Source organism: Streptomyces sp. A0958, from assembly GCF_004795035.1.
GTDB lineage: Bacteria > Actinomycetota > Actinomycetes > Streptomycetales > Streptomycetaceae > Streptomyces.
On sequence record NZ_SSBK01000022.1, the window covers coordinates 59,451 to 77,777 of the forward strand.

Sequence of the window (18,327 nt, forward strand, 5' to 3'; positions counted from 1 at the left end):
GTGGGCACCGGCCTCAGATCCGGTAGCCGGAGCCGGGCACGGTGACGATCACCGGGGGCTCGCCGAGTTTGCGGCGCAGGGTCATGACGGTCACCCGGACGACGTTGGTGAACGGGTCGGTGTTCTCGTCCCAGGCCTTCTCCAGAAGCTGCTCCGCCGAGACGACGGCGCCCTCGCTGCGCATCAGGACCTCCAGGACGGCGAACTCCTTGGGCGCGAGCTGGACCTCCTGGTCGCCCCGGAACACCTCTCGGCGATTGGGGTCGAGCTTGATCCCGGCCCGCTCCAGGACCGGCGGCAGGGCGACGGTCGTACGGCGGCCGAGCGCCCGCACCCGGGCGGTCAGCTCGCTGAAGGCGAAGGGCTTGGGCAGATAGTCGTCGGCGCCCAGCTCAAGCCCTTCCACGCGGTCGCTGACGTCCCCGGAGGCGGTGAGCATGAGCACCCGGGTGGGCATGCCCAGCTCGACGATCCGGCGGCACACGTCGTCGCCGTGCACCAGGGGGAGGTCGCGGTCCAGCACCACGACGTCGTAGTCGTTGACCTCGATGCGCTCCACCGCCGCGGCACCGTCGTACACGACATCGACGGCCATGGCCTCGCGGCGCAATCCGGTGGCCACCGCATCGGCGAGCAGCTGCTCGTCCTCCACGACGAGTACGCGCACGGCGCTTCCTTCCTTAGAACTTCGCAAGCGATCTTCACGACGGGGCCTCACGGCGTCCGGAACCGACCGGCCGCCCGTGCCGCGGGCGTGCCCCGGCACGCCCCGTGCGGCTCCATCCTGCCCGCAACGCGTATAAACCGGCGGTAAGACGGTGCGGTCCGACCTGCGGCTTCGAGGAAACGACGGGAAATTTGGGCCAGTTGAGGTTTCTCTGAGGTTCGAGTGGGGGAGGACGCATTCACACCCCGCGATCACGTCTTCTATGTGGCGTGCCACAGGCCCCTCCGTCCCCGGAGAGTGCGTGATCACCCGCCCTACCGCCTCGGCGGAGGGAAATCCGGGCACACCCCCGTGCCACCGACCCACGATGAGGGGGCGCTTCATGGACGCTTTCACCGCAGGTCTGCTGCAACGCATCAGGACCACCGAGTCCGATCTCACGAAAGCACGCGAGACGGGCGACGATTTCCTCGCGGACGTCGAGCAGAGCGAGCTCGACGACCTTCATCGCCTCGCCGCCGAGCACGGTGTGCGGATCAGCACGGCGACGAACGCCTGAACCGGTGCGAGAGGGCCCCGCGGCTGCCTTACGGCGGCCACGGGGCCCTCTTCGTGCCCGGACCCGCCAGGAGGCGTCCAGGGGCTCCTGGCGGGTCGGGGTTCAGTCGTGCCAGGCGCCCAGCTCCTCCAGGAGGGCCTGGAGGGGTTCGAAGACGGCCGGGGACGCGGCCACCGTCAGGTCCCCGTCGGCGGGCCGGCCCGGGCGTCCGCCGGTCAGGGCGCCCGCCTCCCGGGCGATGAGGTCGCCGGCGGCCAGGTCCCACGGGTGCAGGCCGCGCTCGTAGTAGCCGTCGAGCCGGCCCGCCGCCACGTCGCAGAGGTCGATCGCGGCCGAGCCGCCGCGCCGGATGTCCCGCAGCCTGGGGATCAGCTCGCGCGCCACCTCCGCCTGGTGCTTCCGGACGTCGGCGACGTAGTTGAAGCCCGTGGACACGAGTGCCTCGTCGAGCGGTGCGGCGGGGCGGCAGTGCAGCTTGACGCCGTCGTCCCCGGACATCCCACCGGTGACGTACGCGCCGCCGCCGCGGACCGCGTAGTACGTCTCCCCGCGCATCGGGACCTCCACCACCCCGGCAACCCTCTCGCCGTGCAGTTCCACACCGATGGAGACGGCCCAGGTCGGCAGCCCGTAGAGGTAGTTCACCGTGCCGTCGAGCGGGTCGATCACCCAGCGCACGCCGCTCTTGCCCTCGGCGGTCGCGCCCTCCTCGCCGAGGAAGCCGTCGTAGGGGCGGCGCTCGGCCAGGTATCCGGTGATCAGCTTCTCGGCGGCGATGTCCATCTCGGTGACGACGTCCACCGGGCTGGATTTGGTCGCAGCCACGCCCAGGTGGGCGGGGCGCCCGTCGCGCAGCAGCCGGCCGGCGAGCTCCGCGGCTTCCATGGCGAGATCGAGCAGTGAGTACGACACGTCGAGGGGGTCGGTCACGGCGCTCCCAAAGGGGTGAGAAGGGCGGGGGTCGGTCACGTGCTACGCGTAGGGGCTGTCGGCGCCCGCGGCTGCGGGCTTGGGCGCCCGGGCCGGGCAGCAGCCCACCGGGCACAGGTCGTGGCTCGCGCCGAGCGTCCCGAGCGCGCACCGCTGCGGCGGGCGGCCCTGTTCGGTGGCGGCCCGTTCGAGGACGAGGTCGCGCACGGCCGCGGCGAACCTCAAGTCGGCGCCGACCGTCGCGGACCGGCGCACCGGCAGGCCCAGCTCGGCGGCCTTCGCGGTGGCCTCGGTATCGAGGTCGTACAGGACCTCCATGTGGTCCGAGACGAAGCCGATGGGCGCCATCACCACGGCGGGGACGCCCTCGCCGTGGAGCGATTCGAGGTGGTCGCAGATGTCGGGTTCCAGCCAGGGGATGTGCGGGGCCCCGCTGCGCGACTGGTAGACGAGCTGCCAGGGGTACGCCACACCGGTGCGCTCGCGCACCGCGTCGACGATCAGGCGGGCGACGTCCAGGTGCTCGGCGACATAGGCGCCGCCGTCGCCGTGCGCCTCCGCGGGTCCGGAGGTGTCGGCCGCCGAGAGGGGGATGGAGTGCGTGGTGAAGGCCAGGTGCGCCCCCGTACGCACGTCGTCGGGCAGGTCCGCCAGCGAGGAGAGGACGCCCTCCACCATGGGCTCGACGAAGCCGGGGTGGTTGAAGTAGTGGCGCAGTTTGTCCACGCGCGGCACGGGAAGACCCTCGGCCTCCAGGGCGGCCAGTGACTCCGCGAGGTTCTCGCGGTACTGCCGGCAGCCGGAGTACGAGGCGTAGGCGCTGGTCGCGAGGACGGCGATGCGGCGGTGGCCGTCGGTGACCATCTCGCGCAGCGTGTCGGTGAGGTAGGGGGCCCAGTTGCGGTTGCCCCAGTACACCGGCAGGTCCAGCCCGTGCTCGGAGAAGTCCTTGCGCAGCGCGTCGAGCAGGGCCCTGTTCTGGCCGTTGATCGGGCTGACGCCCCCGAACAGGAAGTAGTGCTTGCCGACCTCCTTGAGCCGCTCCTCGGGGATTCCCCGGCCGCGGGTCACGTTCGCGAGGAACGGAACCACGTCGTCCGGGCCTTCGGGGCCACCGAAGGAGAGCAGCAGCAGGGCGTCGTAGGGGGCGGGATCGCGCAGATCGGACATGACATCGATCCTGCCACCCGCGCCGGCCGCCGGTCCCACCGACATCCGGACCGAGGGCACCCGGCCGGGCCGCGCACGGCCTGTGGCGGCTGCCGGTGGTGTGTACGGGGGCCGTGAGTATGATCCCCCTCCAACCGGCCGGTAACCCGTCGTTCCGTCCGGGGGCACCACCGGCCCTGGGGCCGGTTCCTAGGGAAGGGCGCGGGGAAGATGACCGAGACCTACGCACGGACGGCGACGAGCCCGTGGCGCAACTGGGCGGGGAACGTCACCGCCCGCCCGGCCCGGACCGTGTCCCCCGCGTCCGTGGACGAACTGGCCGAGGCGCTGCGCAGGGCGTCCGAGGACGGGCTGCGGGTGAAGCCGGCCGGTACCGGGCACTCCTTCACCGCGACCGCGGCCACCGACGGGCTGCTGATCCGGCCCGATCTGCTGACGGGCATCCGCGAAATCGACCGCACGGCGATGACGGTGACGGTCGAGGCCGGTACCCCGCTGAAGCGGCTCAACACCGCGCTGGCCCTCGAGGGCCTCTCGCTCACCAACATGGGCGACATCATGGAGCAGACGGTCGCCGGGGCCACCTCCACCGGCACGCACGGCACCGGCCGCGACTCGGCGTCCATATCGGCGCAGATACGCGCCCTGGAGCTGGTCACCGCGGACGGCAGGGTCCTGACCTGTTCCAAGACCGAGAACCCCGATGTGTTCGCGGTCGCCCGGATCGGGCTCGGCGCGCTGGGCGTCATCACCGCGATCACCTTCGCCGTGGAGCCGGTCTTCCTGCTGACCGCCCGCGAGGAGCCGATGCCCTTCGACAAGGTCACGGCGGACTTCGATCAGCTGGTGGCCGAGAACGAGCACTTCGAGTTCTACTGGTTCCCGCACACCGGGAACTGCAACACCAAGCGCAACAACCGGAGCGCGGGCCCCGCGGCCCCGCCCGGAAAGGTCAGCGGCTGGATCGAGGACGAGCTGCTGTCCAACGGCGTCTTCCAGGTGGCGTGCTCGCTCGGCCGGGCGGTGCCCGCCACGATCCCCTCGATCGCCAAGCTCTCCAGCCGGGCGCTGTCCGCGCGTACGTACACCGACATCCCGTACAAGGTGTTCACCAGCCCCCGCCGGGTGCGGTTCGTGGAGATGGAGTACGCGCTGCCGCGCGAGGCCGCCGTCGAGGCGCTGCGTGAGGTCCGGGCGATGGTCGACCGCTCGCCGCTGCGGGTCGGCTTCCCCGTGGAGGTGCGGACCGCCCCGGCCGACGACATCGCGCTCTCCACGGCCTCGGGCCGGGAGAGCGCGTACATCGCCGTCCATCTGTACCGGGGCACGCCCTACCAGGCGTACTTCACGGCGGTCGAGCGGATCATGACCGCGCACGGCGGCCGCCCGCACTGGGGCAAGATCAACACCCGCGACGCCGCGTACCTCTCCGGGGTGTACCCGCGCTTCGGCGAGTTCACCGCCGTACGGGACCGGCTGGACCCGGACCGCCTGTTCGCCAACGACTACCTGCGCCGGGTCCTGGGCGACTGACCCGGGCGGGGCTCACTCCCCCGTGTCGGTGCCGGCCGGTGCGGGCGCGCCGTCCGTGGCCGTCGGGTCGGGGGTCGTGCCCTGCCCGTCGTCCGTGGTGCCCGGGGTGGGCGTGGGCGCCGGCTCGACGTCGTCGCCCGCCGGGTCCGACGCGGTGGGTGTGGGCGTCGGTCCCTGCGGGGAGCTGGCGCTCCGCCCCGGCTGCGGGCCGGTGCTGCCGGACTCGCCCTGGCCGCCGGTGCCGGGGGTCGCCGTGTCGTCGTCCTGCCCGCCCGGAGCCGTGGCGTCCTCGTCCGGGTCCGTGCTGCCCGAGGGGGCGGGAGTGGCCGGGCCCGTACCGTGCTCGCCGCGCACGACGGAGCCGACGGTCGTGCCCCGGCCGCCGCTCAGGTCGTTGCCGGAGATCAGCTCGAACGTGGTGATGCCGGCCATCGAGACCACGAACACCACCGCGGCGCCGATCGCCGAGCGCTTCCAGCCGCGCAGCCGGGTGCCGTGCGTGGTCGCCTCCGAGAACTCCTCGTCGGTCCCGGGGGCGGCCGGCACCTGGCGCAGCACGGTGGTGGCGTCCTGTGCCGGGAGAACGACCGTGCCGTCCGCGTCGACGCGGCGCAGGACGGCCGTCCCGTCGGCGTCCACACGGCGCAGGACGGTCGTCTCGTCCGTCTCCACACGGTGCAGGACCCTGGTGGCGTCGTCCAGAGCTGTCATGAGCACGGTCTCGTCCGCCGCCGGCGCACCGTCGGCCGTCCGAGTCCGGCGGGTGTGGACCGTCACCTCGCGGCCCGGGTGCTTCACCTGAACGGTGACCTCGCGTATCTGCTCACCCGTACGGCGGAAGAAGTGCTGGAAGACCGAGCCGCCGCAGGTGGCCACGATGCTCATGACGCCGGCCCCGGCGATGGTTCCGTACACGCCCAGCTGGGAAGCCGCCACGGCCGCCGCCACCGCCGCGACCGCACTGCCCGCGACCTGGGGCAGGCTCAGATCGATCCGCCTTTCCTTGGGTTCTGTGTCACTTTCCGGCTTCTGCACCATTTCCAGCCCTTGATTGACATCGCTCCCACCATGCACCAACTAGGGACATGCGAACGAAGCCGAAAGTTCCGGTTGCAAGGATTGTGTGAAGCACGACACGGATCATGGGCAATCGACGTCCGGACGGGTAGGTCAACTCCCGCACCCGAGGAGAACTTCGACGGCGTGGCGGTCCACCCACATGGCCCGAATGGAGTACTGTGGCGAGCCCTGGGGCCGGACTCCCACGTGGGTGTCCGGAACCTTCGGGAGGGGGCCGAAGGAGGCACTCGATCCGGCGGCGCACGGCATCACGCGGCGGCCAGCTACACGGAGTGACCATCGGTCACTTTGCGTTGCGCAAGGGCCACCGTGTCATACCGGCGAGCAAGGGCTCACGCCCGACACGCCGGGCAACACGGCAATGTTGTGGCAGGCTGCACCCGGGCAGGCCACACTCGACTAGCGGAAGCAGCGACGCACGTGACGTCGGCAGGCACCACCCGGGAGGTCCCCATGCCCGAACTGCGTGTCGTGGCCGTCTCCAACGACGGCACACGACTGGTGCTCAAGGCTGCGGACAGCACGGAGTACACGCTTCCGATCGACGAGCGGCTGCGAGCCGCCGTGCGCAACGACCGCGCCCGGCTCGGCCAGATCGAGATCGAGGTGGAGAGCCACCTCCGCCCCCGCGACATCCAGGCCCGGATACGAGCCGGCGCCTCCGCCGAGGAGGTCGCCCAGTTCGCCGGGATTCCCGTCGACCGTGTCCGCCGCTTCGAGGGCCCCGTGCTCGCGGAGCGAGCCTTCATGGCCGAGCGGGCCCGGAAGACTCCTGTGCGCCGTCCCGGCGAGAACACCGGCCCCCAGCTCGGCGAGGCGGTGCAGGAGCGACTGCTGCTGCGCGGCGCCGACAAGGAAACCGTCCAGTGGGACTCCTGGCGCCGCGACGACGGCACCTGGGAGGTCCTCCTGGTGTACCGGGTCGCCGGTGAGCCGCACTCCGCGAGCTGGACGTACGACCCGCCGCGCCGGCTGGTCCAGGCCGTCGACGACGAGGCGCGTTCGCTGATCGGCGAGACGGACGAGGTCGCGGCGCCCGAGCCCAGCTTCCCGTTCGTCCCCCGGATCGCCCGGCTGCCGCGCGACCGACCGCTGGACCGCGCGCTGGACCGGCAGATCGAGCGCCCGGCCCCGCCGCCGCCCCCGGAACCGGAGGAGCGCATCGGCGGGGTGACGGCGAGCGAGCGCGATTCGCTCACCAGCCTGCTGGAGGCGGTGCCGAGCTTCCGCGGCGACATGGTCGTACCGGAACGCCCGTCGCCGCCCGAGCCCCCGGCCATCGAGCCGGCGGTGCAGGAGCCGGAGGCCGAGGAGCCGCCGGCCGCCTCGGCGGGCGCGGGCTCCGCGTACGCGGACGTCCTTATGCCGCGCGCGGTCGCCGGCCACCGCGACCGGCTGACCGGGACGACGGACCGGCAGGCGGAGGCGGACGGGGTCCGGCCGGGGCGCCGGGCGGCGGTGCCGAGCTGGGACGAGATCGTCTTCGGCACGCGCCGCAAGAAGCAGGACTGAGAAGGCCGGACGGTATGACGGGGGCCCTTGCGCAGCGGCGTAAGGGCCCCCGTGCGCAGTACCGGCGCGACCGGCCGCGCCGGTACTGCGGCGAGGTCCCCTTACTGGGGGTCGGGCCCGGTGGCGACCGGGCGCGACTCGTCGCCGGACCACTGCGACCAGGAGCCCGCGTAGAGGGCGGCCGGGTGACCGGCCAGCTCCAGCGCCAACACCTGCTGGGCCGCGGAGACGCCCGAGCCGCAGTAGACGCCGACCTCGGTGGTGGTGTCACCGACACCCAGCCCGGCGAACCGGGAGGCCAGGCGCTCGGGGCTCAGGAACCGCCCGTCCGCGTCCACGTTCTCCCCGGTCGGGGCCGAGACCGCGCCGGGGATGTGCCCGCCGACCCGGTCGATGGGCTCCACATCGCCCCGGTAGCGCTCGGCCGCCCGCGCGTCGAGCAGCAGGCCCGAGCGGGCCAGGGCGGCGGCGCCGTCCGCGTCGAGCAGTGGCAGCGCCCCCGGCGCCGGCACGAAATCGCCCTCCACGGGGTGCGGGGTCTCCTTCGACAGCTCCCCCGTCCAGGCGGCGAGACCGCCGTCCAGCACCCGGACGTCGCGGTGCCCCGCCCAGCGCAGCAGCCACCAGGCGCGCGCCGCGGCCCAGCCCTGGCCGCCGTCGTAGACGACCACCGGACCGTCCTCGCGGACTCCGGCGCGGCGCATCACGGCGCCGAACTCGGTGGGGTCGGGCAACGGGTGGCGGCCGCCGTCGCCCGCCGGACCGGCGAGCTCCGTGTCGAGGTCGACGAAGACCGCGCCGGGGATGTGCCCCGCCTCGTAGTCGGGCCGGCCGTGCGGGCCGCCCAGCTGCCAACGTACGTCCAGGAGCACCGGCGGACGTGGCCCCGCCAGTTCGCTCGCACATTCGGATGCGGAGATGATGGGCTTCATACGTGCCATCCTCGCGCAGACGCCCGGCCGTCCGTGACAACGACGGAGCCGCCATACCGCAACAAACCGGGCTACCTGCATCGAGATCCCGGAAAGGACGGCGCGGCCGGAGCGCATCCCGCGCCCGGTGGTGCAAACATCTGCTCGGGGCGCACACCGGTCGCACCGCACCACGGCGCGCACGCCCCGTTCCCCCGTACGGCCACCACGATGGTCCGAGGAGAGTGACGATGACCGAGGCTGCCGCTCGGCGTACACCCGGAACACCTTGCTGGGTGAGCCTGATCGTGCACGGCCTGCGCACGACCCAGAACTTCTACGCCGAGCTGTTCGGCTGGGAGTTCGGCCCCGGCCCCGAACAGCTCGGCCCGTACGTGCGGGCGCTGATCGACGGGAAGGAGGTCGCGGGCATCGGCGAGCTGCCGCCCGACCGGCACCTCCCGATCGCCTGGACGACCTATCTGGCCACCGACGACGCCGATCAGACGGCGGAGTCGATCCGGGCCTGCGGCGGCACGGTCGGCGTCGGGCCGCTCGAAGCGGGCGAGGCGGGCCGGCTGGCCATCGCCTCCGACCCGGGCGGCGCCGTCTTCGGGATCTGGCAGGCGGCCGCCCATCTGGGCACCTCGCTGGCCGGGGCGCCCGGCACGCCCGTCTGGAACGAGCTGGTGACCCGGGAGACGTCGACGGTCGCCAAGTTCTACCAGGCCGTCTTCGGCTACGAGACCAAGGCCGTCGTCTCGGCCGACTTCGACTACCAGACCCTGCACCTCGAAGGCCGCCCGGTGGCCTCGCTGCACGGCGTCGGCCATGCCCTGCTGCGCGACCGGGGCCCGCACTGGATGACGTATTTCGAGGTGGCCGACACCGACGAGGCCGCCCGGCGGGTGGCGGAGCTCGGCGGGCAGGTCCTGAGCCCCCCCAAGGAGGCCCCCGGCGGCAGAGTGGCGACGGTCGCGGACCCGGAGGGCGCGGTGTTCACGATTCAGCGGTCGGCGGCGGGCTGACGGCGCTCCGCACCCAGCGCCAGGGCACGAGCTGGACGGCGCCGAAGGCCACTTCGGCCACCAGGAACAGCCAGAGCCAGTACGGGGCGCCGTGGGCCAGCGCGTACGCCTGCCACAGGGCGAACAGCGTGCGCGCGAGGCCGTCGTACAGGCCGTGCACCGGCAGCGGCCGGACGATCCGCAGGAGCGCCCAGACGACCACCACCGAACCCATCAGGTTCGCGTAGAGGGTTTCTATCGGGTCGAGGGCGGGCAGGGTGCCCGCCCCGAACGCATCACCGAGCCGGGACAGCGCGGTGTGAACCAGCGCGTACGTCCACGGGGTGGCGAACCCGGCGGTGACGACGAGGTCGTACCAGGCACTCGCGCGTACGGCGCGCGGATAGGCGGGGTGGGAGGGGGCGATGGTACGGATCAAGGCGGGGCTCCTACCGGCTTCCTGGACGGACGTCCCGACCGTAAACAGTGGAGTACTGTCCAAGGTCAAGTCCGCGGGCCCGGGGGGAAGAAGAGTCATGCGTATCGGGGAGCTGGCCGCACAGACGGGGCTGACCAGGGACACCATCCGCTTCTACGAGAAGACCGGGCTGATCACCGGGCAGCGGCTGGTCAACGGCTACCGCGACTTCCCGCCGGAGACGGTGCCCTGGCTGGGTTACGTCCGCACCGCGCAGGCGCTCGGCTTCTCACTGGCCGAGATCGCGCGCACCGGTGAGGAACTGCGCGACGCGCCCGACAGCGCCGAGGCCCTGTCCGCGCTGTTCGAGGAGAAGATCGCGTTGATCGACGCGCGGATGGCGCGGCTCGCCGGCCTGCGGGCCGACCTCGCCGCGCGCGTCGGCTCCGGATGCCCGCTGCGGGCGGCCGGCTGAGCCGGGCGACTGCCGCCGGGCCGGGCCTGGATCAGGCGGAGGACATCGGCAGGACGTCCGGGGAGAGCGCGCCCGCCTGCGCGGACGCCGCGGTCATGCGGCGGCGGTGGTGTCGGCGGCAGAGCACCTCGTAACCGACCTCGCCCGCCGGGCGGTTCACGTCGCCGACGACGACCTGCGCGCCCTCGACGACCATCTCGCCGTCTATCGTCCGGGCGTTGTGCGTGGCCCGGGCCCCGCACCAGCAGAGGGCTTCGACCTGAAGGGCCTCTATCCGGTCGGCCAGCTCGACCAGCCGCTGCGAGCCGGGGAACAGCCTGGTGCGGAAGTCCGTCGTGATGCCGAACGCGAAGACGTCCATCTCCAGGTCGTCCACGACCCGGGCCAGCTGGTCGATCTGGGCGGGCGCCAGGAACTGCGCCTCGTCCACGATCACGTAGTCGACCCTGGCGCCCTTGGACAGCTGGGCGACCAGATACGCGTACAGGTCCATCCCCTCGTCCACCTCGACCGCCTCGGTCACCAGGCCGAGCCGGGAGGACAGCTTCCCCTCCCCCGCCCGGTCGTCCCGGGTGAAGATCACGCCCTGCAGCCCCCGGGCCGAGCGGTTGTGGCCGATCTGGAGGGCCAGCGTGCTCTTTCCGCAGTCCATCGTTCCGGAGAAGAACACAAGCTCGGGCATGAGGGGTTGAGCACCTTTCGGGACAGGCGGGGAGAGCGGCGGAGCGGGACGGCAGGGGCTACGAGCGTACTTCCAGGAGCGGGACGAACTGCTCGACGGGGGTCATCGAACCGTGCATGCCGACCATGGCCGACTCGTTCGGCTCGTTGCGGGACGCGATGATGACCACGTCGTCGTGGGCCGCCGCGACCACGTCACCGATCCTGCCGTACACCCGCTCGTCGATCCGGGGGCCGAACCAGCCGGCCGCGACGGCCTCGTCCCGGCTCGCCACCCAGAACTGCTCGCCCAGCACCTCGCGCCAGACGGCGAGCACGTCCGACTCGGCGCCCGGGACCGCGTACACGTGCCGGGCCCGACCCTCGCCGCCGAGCAGCGCGACGCCCGCGCCCAGCTCCCAGTCCTCGTCGAAGTCGATCCGGGACTGCTCGTCGAACGGGATGTCGATCATCCCGTGGTCGGCGGTGACGTAGAGCGCCGAGCGCGGCGGAAGCTGCTCGGCCAGGCGTTGGGCCAGCCCGTCCACGTACATCAACTGGCCGCGCCAGGCGTCCGAGTCGGTGCCGAAGCGGTGCCCCTTGCCGTCGACCTCGCTGTAGTACGTGTAGACGAGCGAACGGTCGCCCGCGGCCAGCCGCTCGGCGGCGGTGTCCATCCGCTCCTCGCCGGTGAGCCGGCCGAGGAACGAGCCGCCGCTGAGCGCGACCTTGGTCAGCGGGGTCTGCTCGAAGGCCGGAGCGGAGACCTGGGCAGTGCGGACTCCGGCCGCGTCGGCGAGCTGGAAGACGGTGGGATAGGGCTGCCACGCCTTCGGCGGGGTCCACGGGTTCCAGCGGAGCTGGTTCATCAGCTCGCCGGTCTCCGGATTGCGGACGGTGTAGCCGGGAAGACCGTGCTCGCCGGGGGGCAGCCCGGTGCCGACCGAGGCCAGCGAGGTCGCGGTGGTGGCCGGGAAGCCCGCGGTGATCGGGCGGCCCGTGCCGCCGCGCGAGCCGGGCAGCAGGGAGTGCAGGAACGGGGCCTCGTCGGGATGGGCCTTGATCTGCTCCCAGCCGAGGCCGTCGATCAGGAAGACGCAGTTGCGGTCGGCGGGGGTGAGCTCACCGATCGCCGCGGTGAAACCGGGCACTTCCTGACCCGCGAGCAGCGTCGGCAGCAGATCGGCGAGCGAGCCGCTGCCGTACTCCGGTACGGGGGCCGTGTCGACGGGCAGCAGGACGGGGTCCTGCCAGGCCGGCTGGGCCATCAGCGGCCGGCCGCCGCGGTCGCGGCCGTGGCCTCGGAGAGCGCCTGGGCGAAGGCGAGGGTCTGGCGCACGGTGTCCGGGCCGTCGCCGGCCTCGCTGACCCGCAGGCTCAGGTCGTCGGCGGTGGAGCTGCCGGTGTAGCCGTGGTCGGCCTCGCAGTTGGGGTCGCCGCAGGCGGCGGGCTCCAGGTCGATCCGGGAGACCGCGCCCCAGCCGATGGTCAGGACGACCTCGCGGGGCAGCGTGCCCGGGACGTACTTCTCCGGGTTGGCCACGACCCGGCTGACCACGACCGAGGAGATCCGGTCGAGCTTGACCGACTCGGTGGAGGTGGTGGCGTACGGCGACGGGGAGCTGGTGTCGGCGTTCTGCTCGTCGGTGTGGCTGACGATGAAGCGGGTGTCCGTGAGCACCAGGACCGTGACGTGCCGGCGCACCTCGTTGGAGTCGAAGGTGGTCTCCTGGTGCACCAGGTAGGAAGCGACCGGCTCACCGCCCACGGCGGCCTCCACCGCCTCGGCCACGAGGGCCGGGTAGTAGCCGCTGCGCTCGATCGCCGCGCGCAGCCCCTGGGTCGTCGTACCGGTCTTAGCCATGGGGACCATCCTACGGGGGGCGGATGGCTGCCGGGGACGCCTCGGCGCCCCCGCACGGCAGGGTCCAGGAGGATGCGAGCGGGGTGCGCCGGCGGCCGGGTCAGTAGTTGGACAGGCGGCGCGGGCCGAGGTCGGTCCGGGCCGGGGGCGGCGCGAGGCGGACGCTCGCCCCGAGGACGGAGAGCCCCTGGGGGGCGACCACGACCGGTTCCAGGGCGATGGAGACCACTTCGGGGTGGTCGTCGACCAGCCGGGAGACCCGCAGCAGCAGCTCCTCCAGCGCGGCGGTGTCCACCGGCGCCGAGCCGCGCCAGCCGAAGAGGACCGGGGCCGCGCGGATGGAGCGGATCAGTTCGGCGGCGTCGCGGTCGGTGGCCGGGACCAGGCGGTGGGCGGTGTCGCCGAGGAGTTCGGAGGGCGCGCCCGCCAGGCCGAAGGAGAGGACGGCGCCCGCGGCCGGGTCGATGGTGGCCCGTACGACGGTGTCGACGCCGCGCGGGGCCATGGCCTGGACGACGGGCCGCAGCTCCGCGGGCTTGCCGAGCAGTTCGGTCAGATCGCCGTACGCGCGGCGCAGCGCGGCCTCGCTGCCGAGGTCCAGGCGTACGCCGCCGAGGTCGGCCCGGTGGCGCAGATGGGGCGCGGTGGTCTTCAGGGCCACCGGGTAGCCGAGCAGGGCGGCGGCGGCCACCGCCTCTTCCGGTCCGGGGGCGGGCAGGGCGGGGCGTACGGCGATGCCGTAGCAGGCGAGCAGTTCGCGGGCCTCGTCGTGGCCCAGCGGCCGGCCGCGCGGGTCGGGGTCCTGGCCGAGCAGGGCGTCGATGCGGGCGGCGGCGCCCGGCGCGTCGATGGTGTCGTCGAGGAAGTCGGGCACCTTGCCGGGCACCGCGGCCTGGCGCCGCCACTGGGCGTACCGCACGGCTTCGGCGAGGGCCCGGACGGCCCGTTCGGCGGCGGGGTAGGCGGGGATGCGGCCGACGGGGCGAGGGGCTTCGGCGGCGTCGGCACCGGGTTCGGCTTCGCCGGGTGCCTGGGCGGGGGTGGTGTCCGGGGCGGGCGGGGGCGTCACGGGGGCGTCCGCGGGGGCTCCCTGCGACGCGACGAAGGGCTGTGCGGCCGGGCGCTGCTGGGCCACGGTGCTGGTGGCGGCGGACAGGGCCTCCGCCAGGCCGCCGATCTCCACGTGGACCACGGCGACCGGCTTGGCGGGTCCGGTGGCCGCTGCCGCGTGCAGGGCGGTGGCCAGGACCTCGCCGTCGCCCGTCTCCGCCTCGCCGTTCTCGCCGACCCAGGGGATGGCCGTCACGATCACGGCGTCGCAGCCCCCGTCGGCCAGCGCCCCGGCCAGCGCGTCCCGGAAGTCCTGCGGGGTGGCGGAGGTGGTGAGGTCGACGGGCGGGCGCGGGCGGAGCCCCTCGGCCAGGCAGGCGTCGTAGGTGAGCAGCCCGAGGGACTCGGAGTTGCCGAGGATCGCGACACGGCCGCCCGCCGGGAGCGGCTGGTCGGCGAGGAGCAGGCCCGCGTCGACCATCTCCGTGACCGTGTCGACGCGGATCACGCCCGCCTGCCGCATCAGCGCGGAGACCGTCGCGTCGGGGATGCGGCTGACGGGGACCGCGTGGCCGGGCGGGGTGGAACCGCTGTGCCGGGCGCCCTTCACCACGACCACCGGCTTCACGGCGGCGGTGCGGCGGGCGAGGCGGGTGAACTTGCGGGGGTTGCCGAGCGATTCCAGGTAGAGCAGGGCGACATCGGTGTCCGGGTCCTCGTACCAGTACTGGAGGAAGTCGTTGCCGGAGATGTCGGCGCGGTTGCCGGCCGAGATGAAGGTGGAGAGGCCGGCGCCGCGCCGGTAGAGGCCGGAGAGCAGGGCGATGCCGATCGCGCCGGACTGGGTGAACAGGCCGATGCGCCCGGAGGCGGGCCGTTCCGGGGCGAGGGAGGCGTTGAGCCGGACCGCCTCGGCGTTGTTGATGATGCCGAAGGCGTTGGGCCCGATGATCCGCATGCCGTACGAACGGGCCTGGCGCACCAGTTCCCGCTGGCGTTCACGGCCTTCGGCGCCCCACTCGGCGTACCCGGCGGAGAGCACCACCAAGCCCTGGACGCCGTGTTCCCCGCAGTCCGCGACGGCTTCCGGAACCCGGTCGGCGGGTACGGCGACGACCGCGAGGTCGACGGGTTCGCCGATCTCGCCCAGGGAGCGGCGGGCGGGAACGCCGTCGATCGTGCCCTGGTCGGCGGCGAAGGCGCTGTTCACCGCGTAGACGCGGCCGGTGAAGCCCGCGCCGAGCAGGTTGCGCAGGACCGTGCGGCCGACGCCGCCGGGGGTGCGGCCGGCCCCGATGACGGCGACGGAGCCGGGGGCGAGCAGCCGCTGCACGGACCGGGCCTCGGCGCGCTGTTCCCGGGCGCGCTGGACGGCCAGGGACTCGGCGGTGGGTTCGAGGTCGAGGGTGAGGTGGACGGAGCCGTCCTCGAAGCTGCGCTGCTGGGTGTATCCGGCGTCCCGGAACACCTTGATCATCTTGGTGTTGGCGGGCAGCACCTCGGCGGCGAAGCGGCGGATGCCGCGCTCGCGGGCGACGGCCGCGATGTGTTCGAGCAGGGTCGAGGCCACGCCGCGGCCCTGGTGGGCGTCCTGGACGAGGAAGGCGACCTCGGCCTCGTCGGCGGGGGCGGAGGCGGGCCGGCCGGTCGCGTCGATCCGGTCATAGCGGACGGTGGCGATGAACTCGCCGCCCACCGTGACGGCGAGGCCCACCCTGTCGACGTAGTCGTGATGGGTGAAGCGGTGGACGTCCTTCGCGGAGAGCCGGGGGTAGGGCGCGAAGAAGCGGTAGTACTTCGACTCGTCGGAAACCTGCTCGTAGAAGCTGACCAGGCGTTCGGCGTCGTCCGTGGTGATGGGCCTGATCCGCGCGGTGCCGCCGTCGCGGAGCACCACGTCCGCCTCCCAGTGATCGGGGTAGGCGTGATGCGGACTCTGCTCCGGAGAGGGCTGCATGGGCAAAGCCTACGGCCGTCCCACCGGTCGCGGGGGTGCCGGGGCGGGGGCAGTCTGGGTGTCCGGACGACGGTACGGCGCGGGGCGCGGAAGGGCTCGCGGGTCGGCCCGGAGCATCGCGCACCACATGAGAGACTGGTCTAGACAACCATTGATTCGTGAAGGGCAGAACCATGGCTGAGCGCCGCGTCAACGTCGGTTGGGCCGAGGGCCTGCACGCCCGCCCCGCTTCCATCTTCGTCCGTGCCGCTACGGCTTCCGGCGTTCCCGTCACCATCGCCAAGGCGGACGGCAACCCGGTGAACGCGGCCTCCATGCTCGCGGTGCTCGGTCTGGGGGCGCAGGGCGGCGAGGAGATCGTGCTCGCGTCCGAGGCGGACAACGCCGAAGCCGCTCTGGACCGTCTGGCCAAGCTGGTCGCCGAGGGGCTCGAGGAGCTTCCGGAGACCGTCTGAGCCGGCCACGACCGCCGGAATTCTCACGGGAAAGCCGCGGCCCCCGTCACGGGGCGCTGCGGCTTTTTCGTGCGCCTGCACACAATGACTTCGGAGGCACGCACCGAATAATCGGGCGGCCTCTTTTTACGTGTTTTTACGTGCGCCTTTCTTTCTTTGTACGTGCTCTTTGTTAATTCCGGCCGCTCGCGGTGTTCACGGCACGTTGCGAAGGCCTCACGCGGGCGGCGCGGGGGACGGCGGCCGGCCGCGCGGGGCGGCGCAGCCGGTGCGCGGCGCCCGCCCGCTCGGCGAGCCGCGCGGCCAGGGTCCTCGCCCGCTCCGCGTCCCCGCGCGCCACGGCGTCCACGAGGGCGCCGCGCTCGGCCCAGGAGTCGGCCGGTCGGGCCGGCTGCTCGACCGCGTACATCCAGGCGGTCTTGTGCCGGAGCTGGGTGAGCAGGGCGATGAGGCCGGGGCTGCCGGAGGCCTGCGCGAGCGTTTCGTGGAACCAACCACCGAGGGAGCGCAGGTCCTCGCCCTCGCCCCGGCGGACCCGCTCCTGGCCGAGCCTGACCAGGCCGCGCAGCACCTTGAGGTGCGCCTCGGTGCGGCGCTGGGCGGCGCGGGCCGCGCTGAGCGGTTCCAGGAGCATGCGGACCTCCAGGAGGTCGGCGGCCTCCTGCTCCGACGGCTCGGCGACGCAGGCTCCGGCGTGTCTGCGGGTGACCACGAAGCCCTCGGACTCCAGGGTGCGCAGCGCTTCCCGTACGGGGACGCGGGAAACCCCGTAACGCCGTGCGAGCACGTCCTCGGTGAGACGGCTGCCGCGTTCGAAGACACCGGAGACGATGTCGTCACGGATTGCCGCGCATACCGAATGCGCCGGAACACGCATGTCCGAACCTCCGCCCCAATCACCGCGAACAACGGCCGATCGACACCTCTGCCGTGACTCTATTGCAATGCGCTCGCATTTCCGATGCCGAGCGGGAATTCATGAATATCTTTTGGTCACGGGCGGGCCGGACACGGCGAAGGCCCCGGCTCGGTGCCGGGGCCTTCGCCGTGGAGTCCGTGAGGGGTCAGACGGTGACGCCGTGGGCGCGCAGGTAGGCGACCGGGTCCATGTCGGAGCCGTACGAGGGCGTGGTGCGGGCCTCGAAGTGGAGGTGCGGGCCCGTGGAGTTCCCGGTGGAACCGGAGAGCCCGATCCGCTGTCCGGCACCGACGCTCCGGCCGACGGAGACGCCGATCGAGGAGAGGTGGCCGTACTGGGTGTACGTGCCGTCCGTCATCCGGAGCACGATGTTGTTGCCGTACGCCCCGCCCCAGCCGGCCTCGACGACCGTACCGGCGCCGACGGCGACGACGGAGCTGCCGGAGGCGGCGTGGAAGTCGATGCCGGAGTGGCTGCCGGAGGACCACAGCGAGCCGCTCGACTTGTAACCGGTGGTCACATAGGAGCCGGCGACGGGGAGCCGGTAGGACGCGCCCGGGGCGGCGCGGGCGGTGGAACGGGAGGCCCGGGACGTGCTCTCGCGGGCCTCCTCGGCACGGGCGGCGGCCTTGGCCTTCACCTTCGCCTTGGCGGCCTTCTCCGCGGCCTTCTTCTTCGCCTCGGCCTTCTTCTTCGCCTTCGCCTCGGCCGCCGCCTTCTTCTCGGCGACATCGGCCCGGTGCTGCTGCGCGTCGGCCTGTGCTTCGATCCGGTCGGCGAGCGTGTTCTCGATGGCGATGATCTGGGAGAGGCCGGTCTCGCCGGCGGGGGCCGTCTCGGCGTCGGCGGCGAGGGCCGGGGAGGCCAGGGAGCCGATGACACCGGTGGTGGCGAGAGTCGCGATGCCGACGGCCTTGGCGCCGGTACGCGTCAGACGGCTCGGGGCACGGTGCTTCCCGGTGGCACGGGTGAACGCCATGGGGTGGCTGGTCCTTTCCTTCCTTCTCGCCTACCGGGTTAGCTGACGGGTTCGGAGCAGGAAGGTCTCCTACGGACACCCCGGCCTCGCGGGAGGCGTGGGCGCCCGATTCACCCCAGGGACTGCGTGGGTCCCCGGCTCCCCGGGCTCGCGCCTGACGGGGACTCGGCGATGACTGCCC

At 72.9% G+C, this 18,327-nt stretch carries 18 protein-coding genes and 1 riboswitch; of the genes, 6 read left to right on the forward strand and 12 right to left on the reverse strand.

Annotated features, from left to right (window positions below; translation table 11 throughout):
* Positions 1 to 13: 13 nt before the first annotated feature.
* On the reverse strand, positions 14 to 667 hold the full coding sequence (locus E6P78_RS21485) for a response regulator transcription factor (RefSeq protein WP_018520588.1): 654 nt from the start codon (positions 665 to 667) through the stop codon (positions 14 to 16).
* A 382-nt stretch (positions 668 to 1,049) separates the two neighbouring features.
* Here E6P78_RS21485 and E6P78_RS32875 point away from each other — a divergent pair, with 382 nt between their 5' ends.
* Positions 1,050 to 1,226 carry a hypothetical protein gene (locus tag E6P78_RS32875; protein ID WP_168712672.1) on the forward strand — a complete coding sequence of 59 codons (177 nt, stop codon included), beginning with the start codon at positions 1,050 to 1,052 and terminating at the stop codon, positions 1,224 to 1,226.
* A 102-nt stretch (positions 1,227 to 1,328) separates the two neighbouring features.
* On the opposite strand, the gene E6P78_RS21490 is transcribed toward E6P78_RS32875, so the two are convergent.
* Positions 1,329 to 2,111, reverse strand: coding sequence for an inositol monophosphatase family protein (locus E6P78_RS21490; protein ID WP_206307870.1), 783 nt, complete (start codon positions 2,109 to 2,111; stop codon positions 1,329 to 1,331).
* A gap of 87 nt (positions 2,112 to 2,198) precedes the next feature.
* Positions 2,199 to 3,326, reverse strand: a complete 1,128-nt coding sequence (locus E6P78_RS21495; RefSeq protein WP_136205264.1) for a ferrochelatase — start codon at positions 3,324 to 3,326, stop codon at positions 2,199 to 2,201.
* A 210-nt stretch (positions 3,327 to 3,536) separates the two neighbouring features.
* Here E6P78_RS21495 and E6P78_RS21500 point away from each other — a divergent pair, with 210 nt between their 5' ends.
* Positions 3,537 to 4,859: a D-arabinono-1,4-lactone oxidase gene (locus tag E6P78_RS21500; protein WP_136205265.1), complete on the forward strand. Its 1,323-nt coding sequence runs from the start codon at positions 3,537 to 3,539 to the stop codon at positions 4,857 to 4,859.
* Positions 4,860 to 4,871: 12 nt separating this feature from the next.
* Here the strand turns inward: E6P78_RS21500 and E6P78_RS21505 are convergent, their stop codons facing one another.
* Entirely contained in the window at positions 4,872 to 5,897 is a 1,026-nt protein-coding gene (locus E6P78_RS21505) for a hypothetical protein (protein WP_136205266.1), read from the reverse strand.
* Positions 5,898 to 6,392: 495 nt separating this feature from the next.
* Between E6P78_RS21505 and sepH the strand changes: the two genes are divergently transcribed.
* Entirely contained in the window at positions 6,393 to 7,451 is a 1,059-nt protein-coding gene (sepH, locus tag E6P78_RS21510; RefSeq protein WP_136205267.1) for a septation protein SepH, read from the forward strand.
* 101 nt (positions 7,452 to 7,552) lie between these two features.
* Here sepH and E6P78_RS21515 read toward each other — a convergent pair whose 3' ends face one another.
* Positions 7,553 to 8,383, reverse strand: coding sequence for a sulfurtransferase (locus tag E6P78_RS21515; protein WP_136205268.1), 831 nt, complete (start codon positions 8,381 to 8,383; stop codon positions 7,553 to 7,555).
* A gap of 230 nt (positions 8,384 to 8,613) precedes the next feature.
* On the opposite strand from E6P78_RS21515, the gene E6P78_RS21520 reads away from it, so the two are divergent.
* Positions 8,614 to 9,390, forward strand: a complete 777-nt coding sequence (locus tag E6P78_RS21520; protein WP_206307866.1) for a VOC family protein — start codon at positions 8,614 to 8,616, stop codon at positions 9,388 to 9,390.
* On the opposite strand, the gene E6P78_RS21525 is transcribed toward E6P78_RS21520, so the two are convergent.
* Positions 9,362 to 9,808, reverse strand: coding sequence for a hypothetical protein (locus tag E6P78_RS21525; RefSeq protein WP_206307867.1), 447 nt, complete (start codon positions 9,806 to 9,808; stop codon positions 9,362 to 9,364). The two genes, E6P78_RS21520 and E6P78_RS21525, sit on opposite strands and share 29 nt — an antisense overlap.
* A gap of 97 nt (positions 9,809 to 9,905) precedes the next feature.
* Between E6P78_RS21525 and E6P78_RS21530 the strand changes: the two genes are divergently transcribed.
* Complete coding sequence (locus E6P78_RS21530) at positions 9,906 to 10,262, forward strand: MerR family transcriptional regulator (RefSeq protein ID WP_136205270.1); 357 nt, start codon at positions 9,906 to 9,908, stop codon at positions 10,260 to 10,262.
* Between the two features lie 31 nt (positions 10,263 to 10,293).
* Here E6P78_RS21530 and E6P78_RS21535 read toward each other — a convergent pair whose 3' ends face one another.
* From E6P78_RS21535 to E6P78_RS21550, 4 genes are all read right to left on the reverse strand, one after another.
* Positions 10,294 to 10,944, reverse strand: a complete 651-nt coding sequence (locus tag E6P78_RS21535) for a thymidine kinase (RefSeq protein WP_136205271.1) — start codon at positions 10,942 to 10,944, stop codon at positions 10,294 to 10,296.
* A gap of 58 nt (positions 10,945 to 11,002) precedes the next feature.
* Complete coding sequence (locus tag E6P78_RS21540; RefSeq protein WP_136205272.1) at positions 11,003 to 12,190, reverse strand: nucleotide pyrophosphatase/phosphodiesterase family protein; 1,188 nt, start codon at positions 12,188 to 12,190, stop codon at positions 11,003 to 11,005.
* Positions 12,190 to 12,786 (reverse strand): DUF5998 family protein, encoded by a 597-nt coding sequence (locus E6P78_RS21545; RefSeq protein WP_136205273.1) that lies wholly within the window; start codon positions 12,784 to 12,786, stop codon positions 12,190 to 12,192. Before E6P78_RS21545 ends, E6P78_RS21540 begins: the two co-directional genes overlap by 1 nt.
* Positions 12,787 to 12,886: 100 nt before the next feature.
* Positions 12,887 to 15,793 carry a bifunctional GNAT family N-acetyltransferase/acetate--CoA ligase family protein gene (locus E6P78_RS21550; protein WP_136205274.1) on the reverse strand — a complete coding sequence of 969 codons (2,907 nt, stop codon included), beginning with the start codon at positions 15,791 to 15,793 and terminating at the stop codon, positions 12,887 to 12,889.
* A gap of 173 nt (positions 15,794 to 15,966) precedes the next feature.
* Here E6P78_RS21550 and E6P78_RS21555 point away from each other — a divergent pair, with 173 nt between their 5' ends.
* Positions 15,967 to 16,248: an HPr family phosphocarrier protein gene (locus E6P78_RS21555; RefSeq protein WP_018520603.1), complete on the forward strand. Its 282-nt coding sequence runs from the start codon at positions 15,967 to 15,969 to the stop codon at positions 16,246 to 16,248.
* Between the two features lie 172 nt (positions 16,249 to 16,420).
* Here the strand turns inward: E6P78_RS21555 and E6P78_RS21560 are convergent, their stop codons facing one another.
* Positions 16,421 to 17,125 (reverse strand): GntR family transcriptional regulator, encoded by a 705-nt coding sequence (locus tag E6P78_RS21560; protein ID WP_136205275.1) that lies wholly within the window; start codon positions 17,123 to 17,125, stop codon positions 16,421 to 16,423.
* 187 nt (positions 17,126 to 17,312) lie between these two features.
* On the reverse strand, positions 17,313 to 18,146 hold the full coding sequence (locus E6P78_RS21565; RefSeq protein ID WP_136205276.1) for a M23 family metallopeptidase: 834 nt from the start codon (positions 18,144 to 18,146) through the stop codon (positions 17,313 to 17,315).
* A 13-nt stretch (positions 18,147 to 18,159) separates the two neighbouring features.
* Positions 18,160 to 18,327: riboswitch (cyclic di-AMP (ydaO/yuaA leader) on the reverse strand.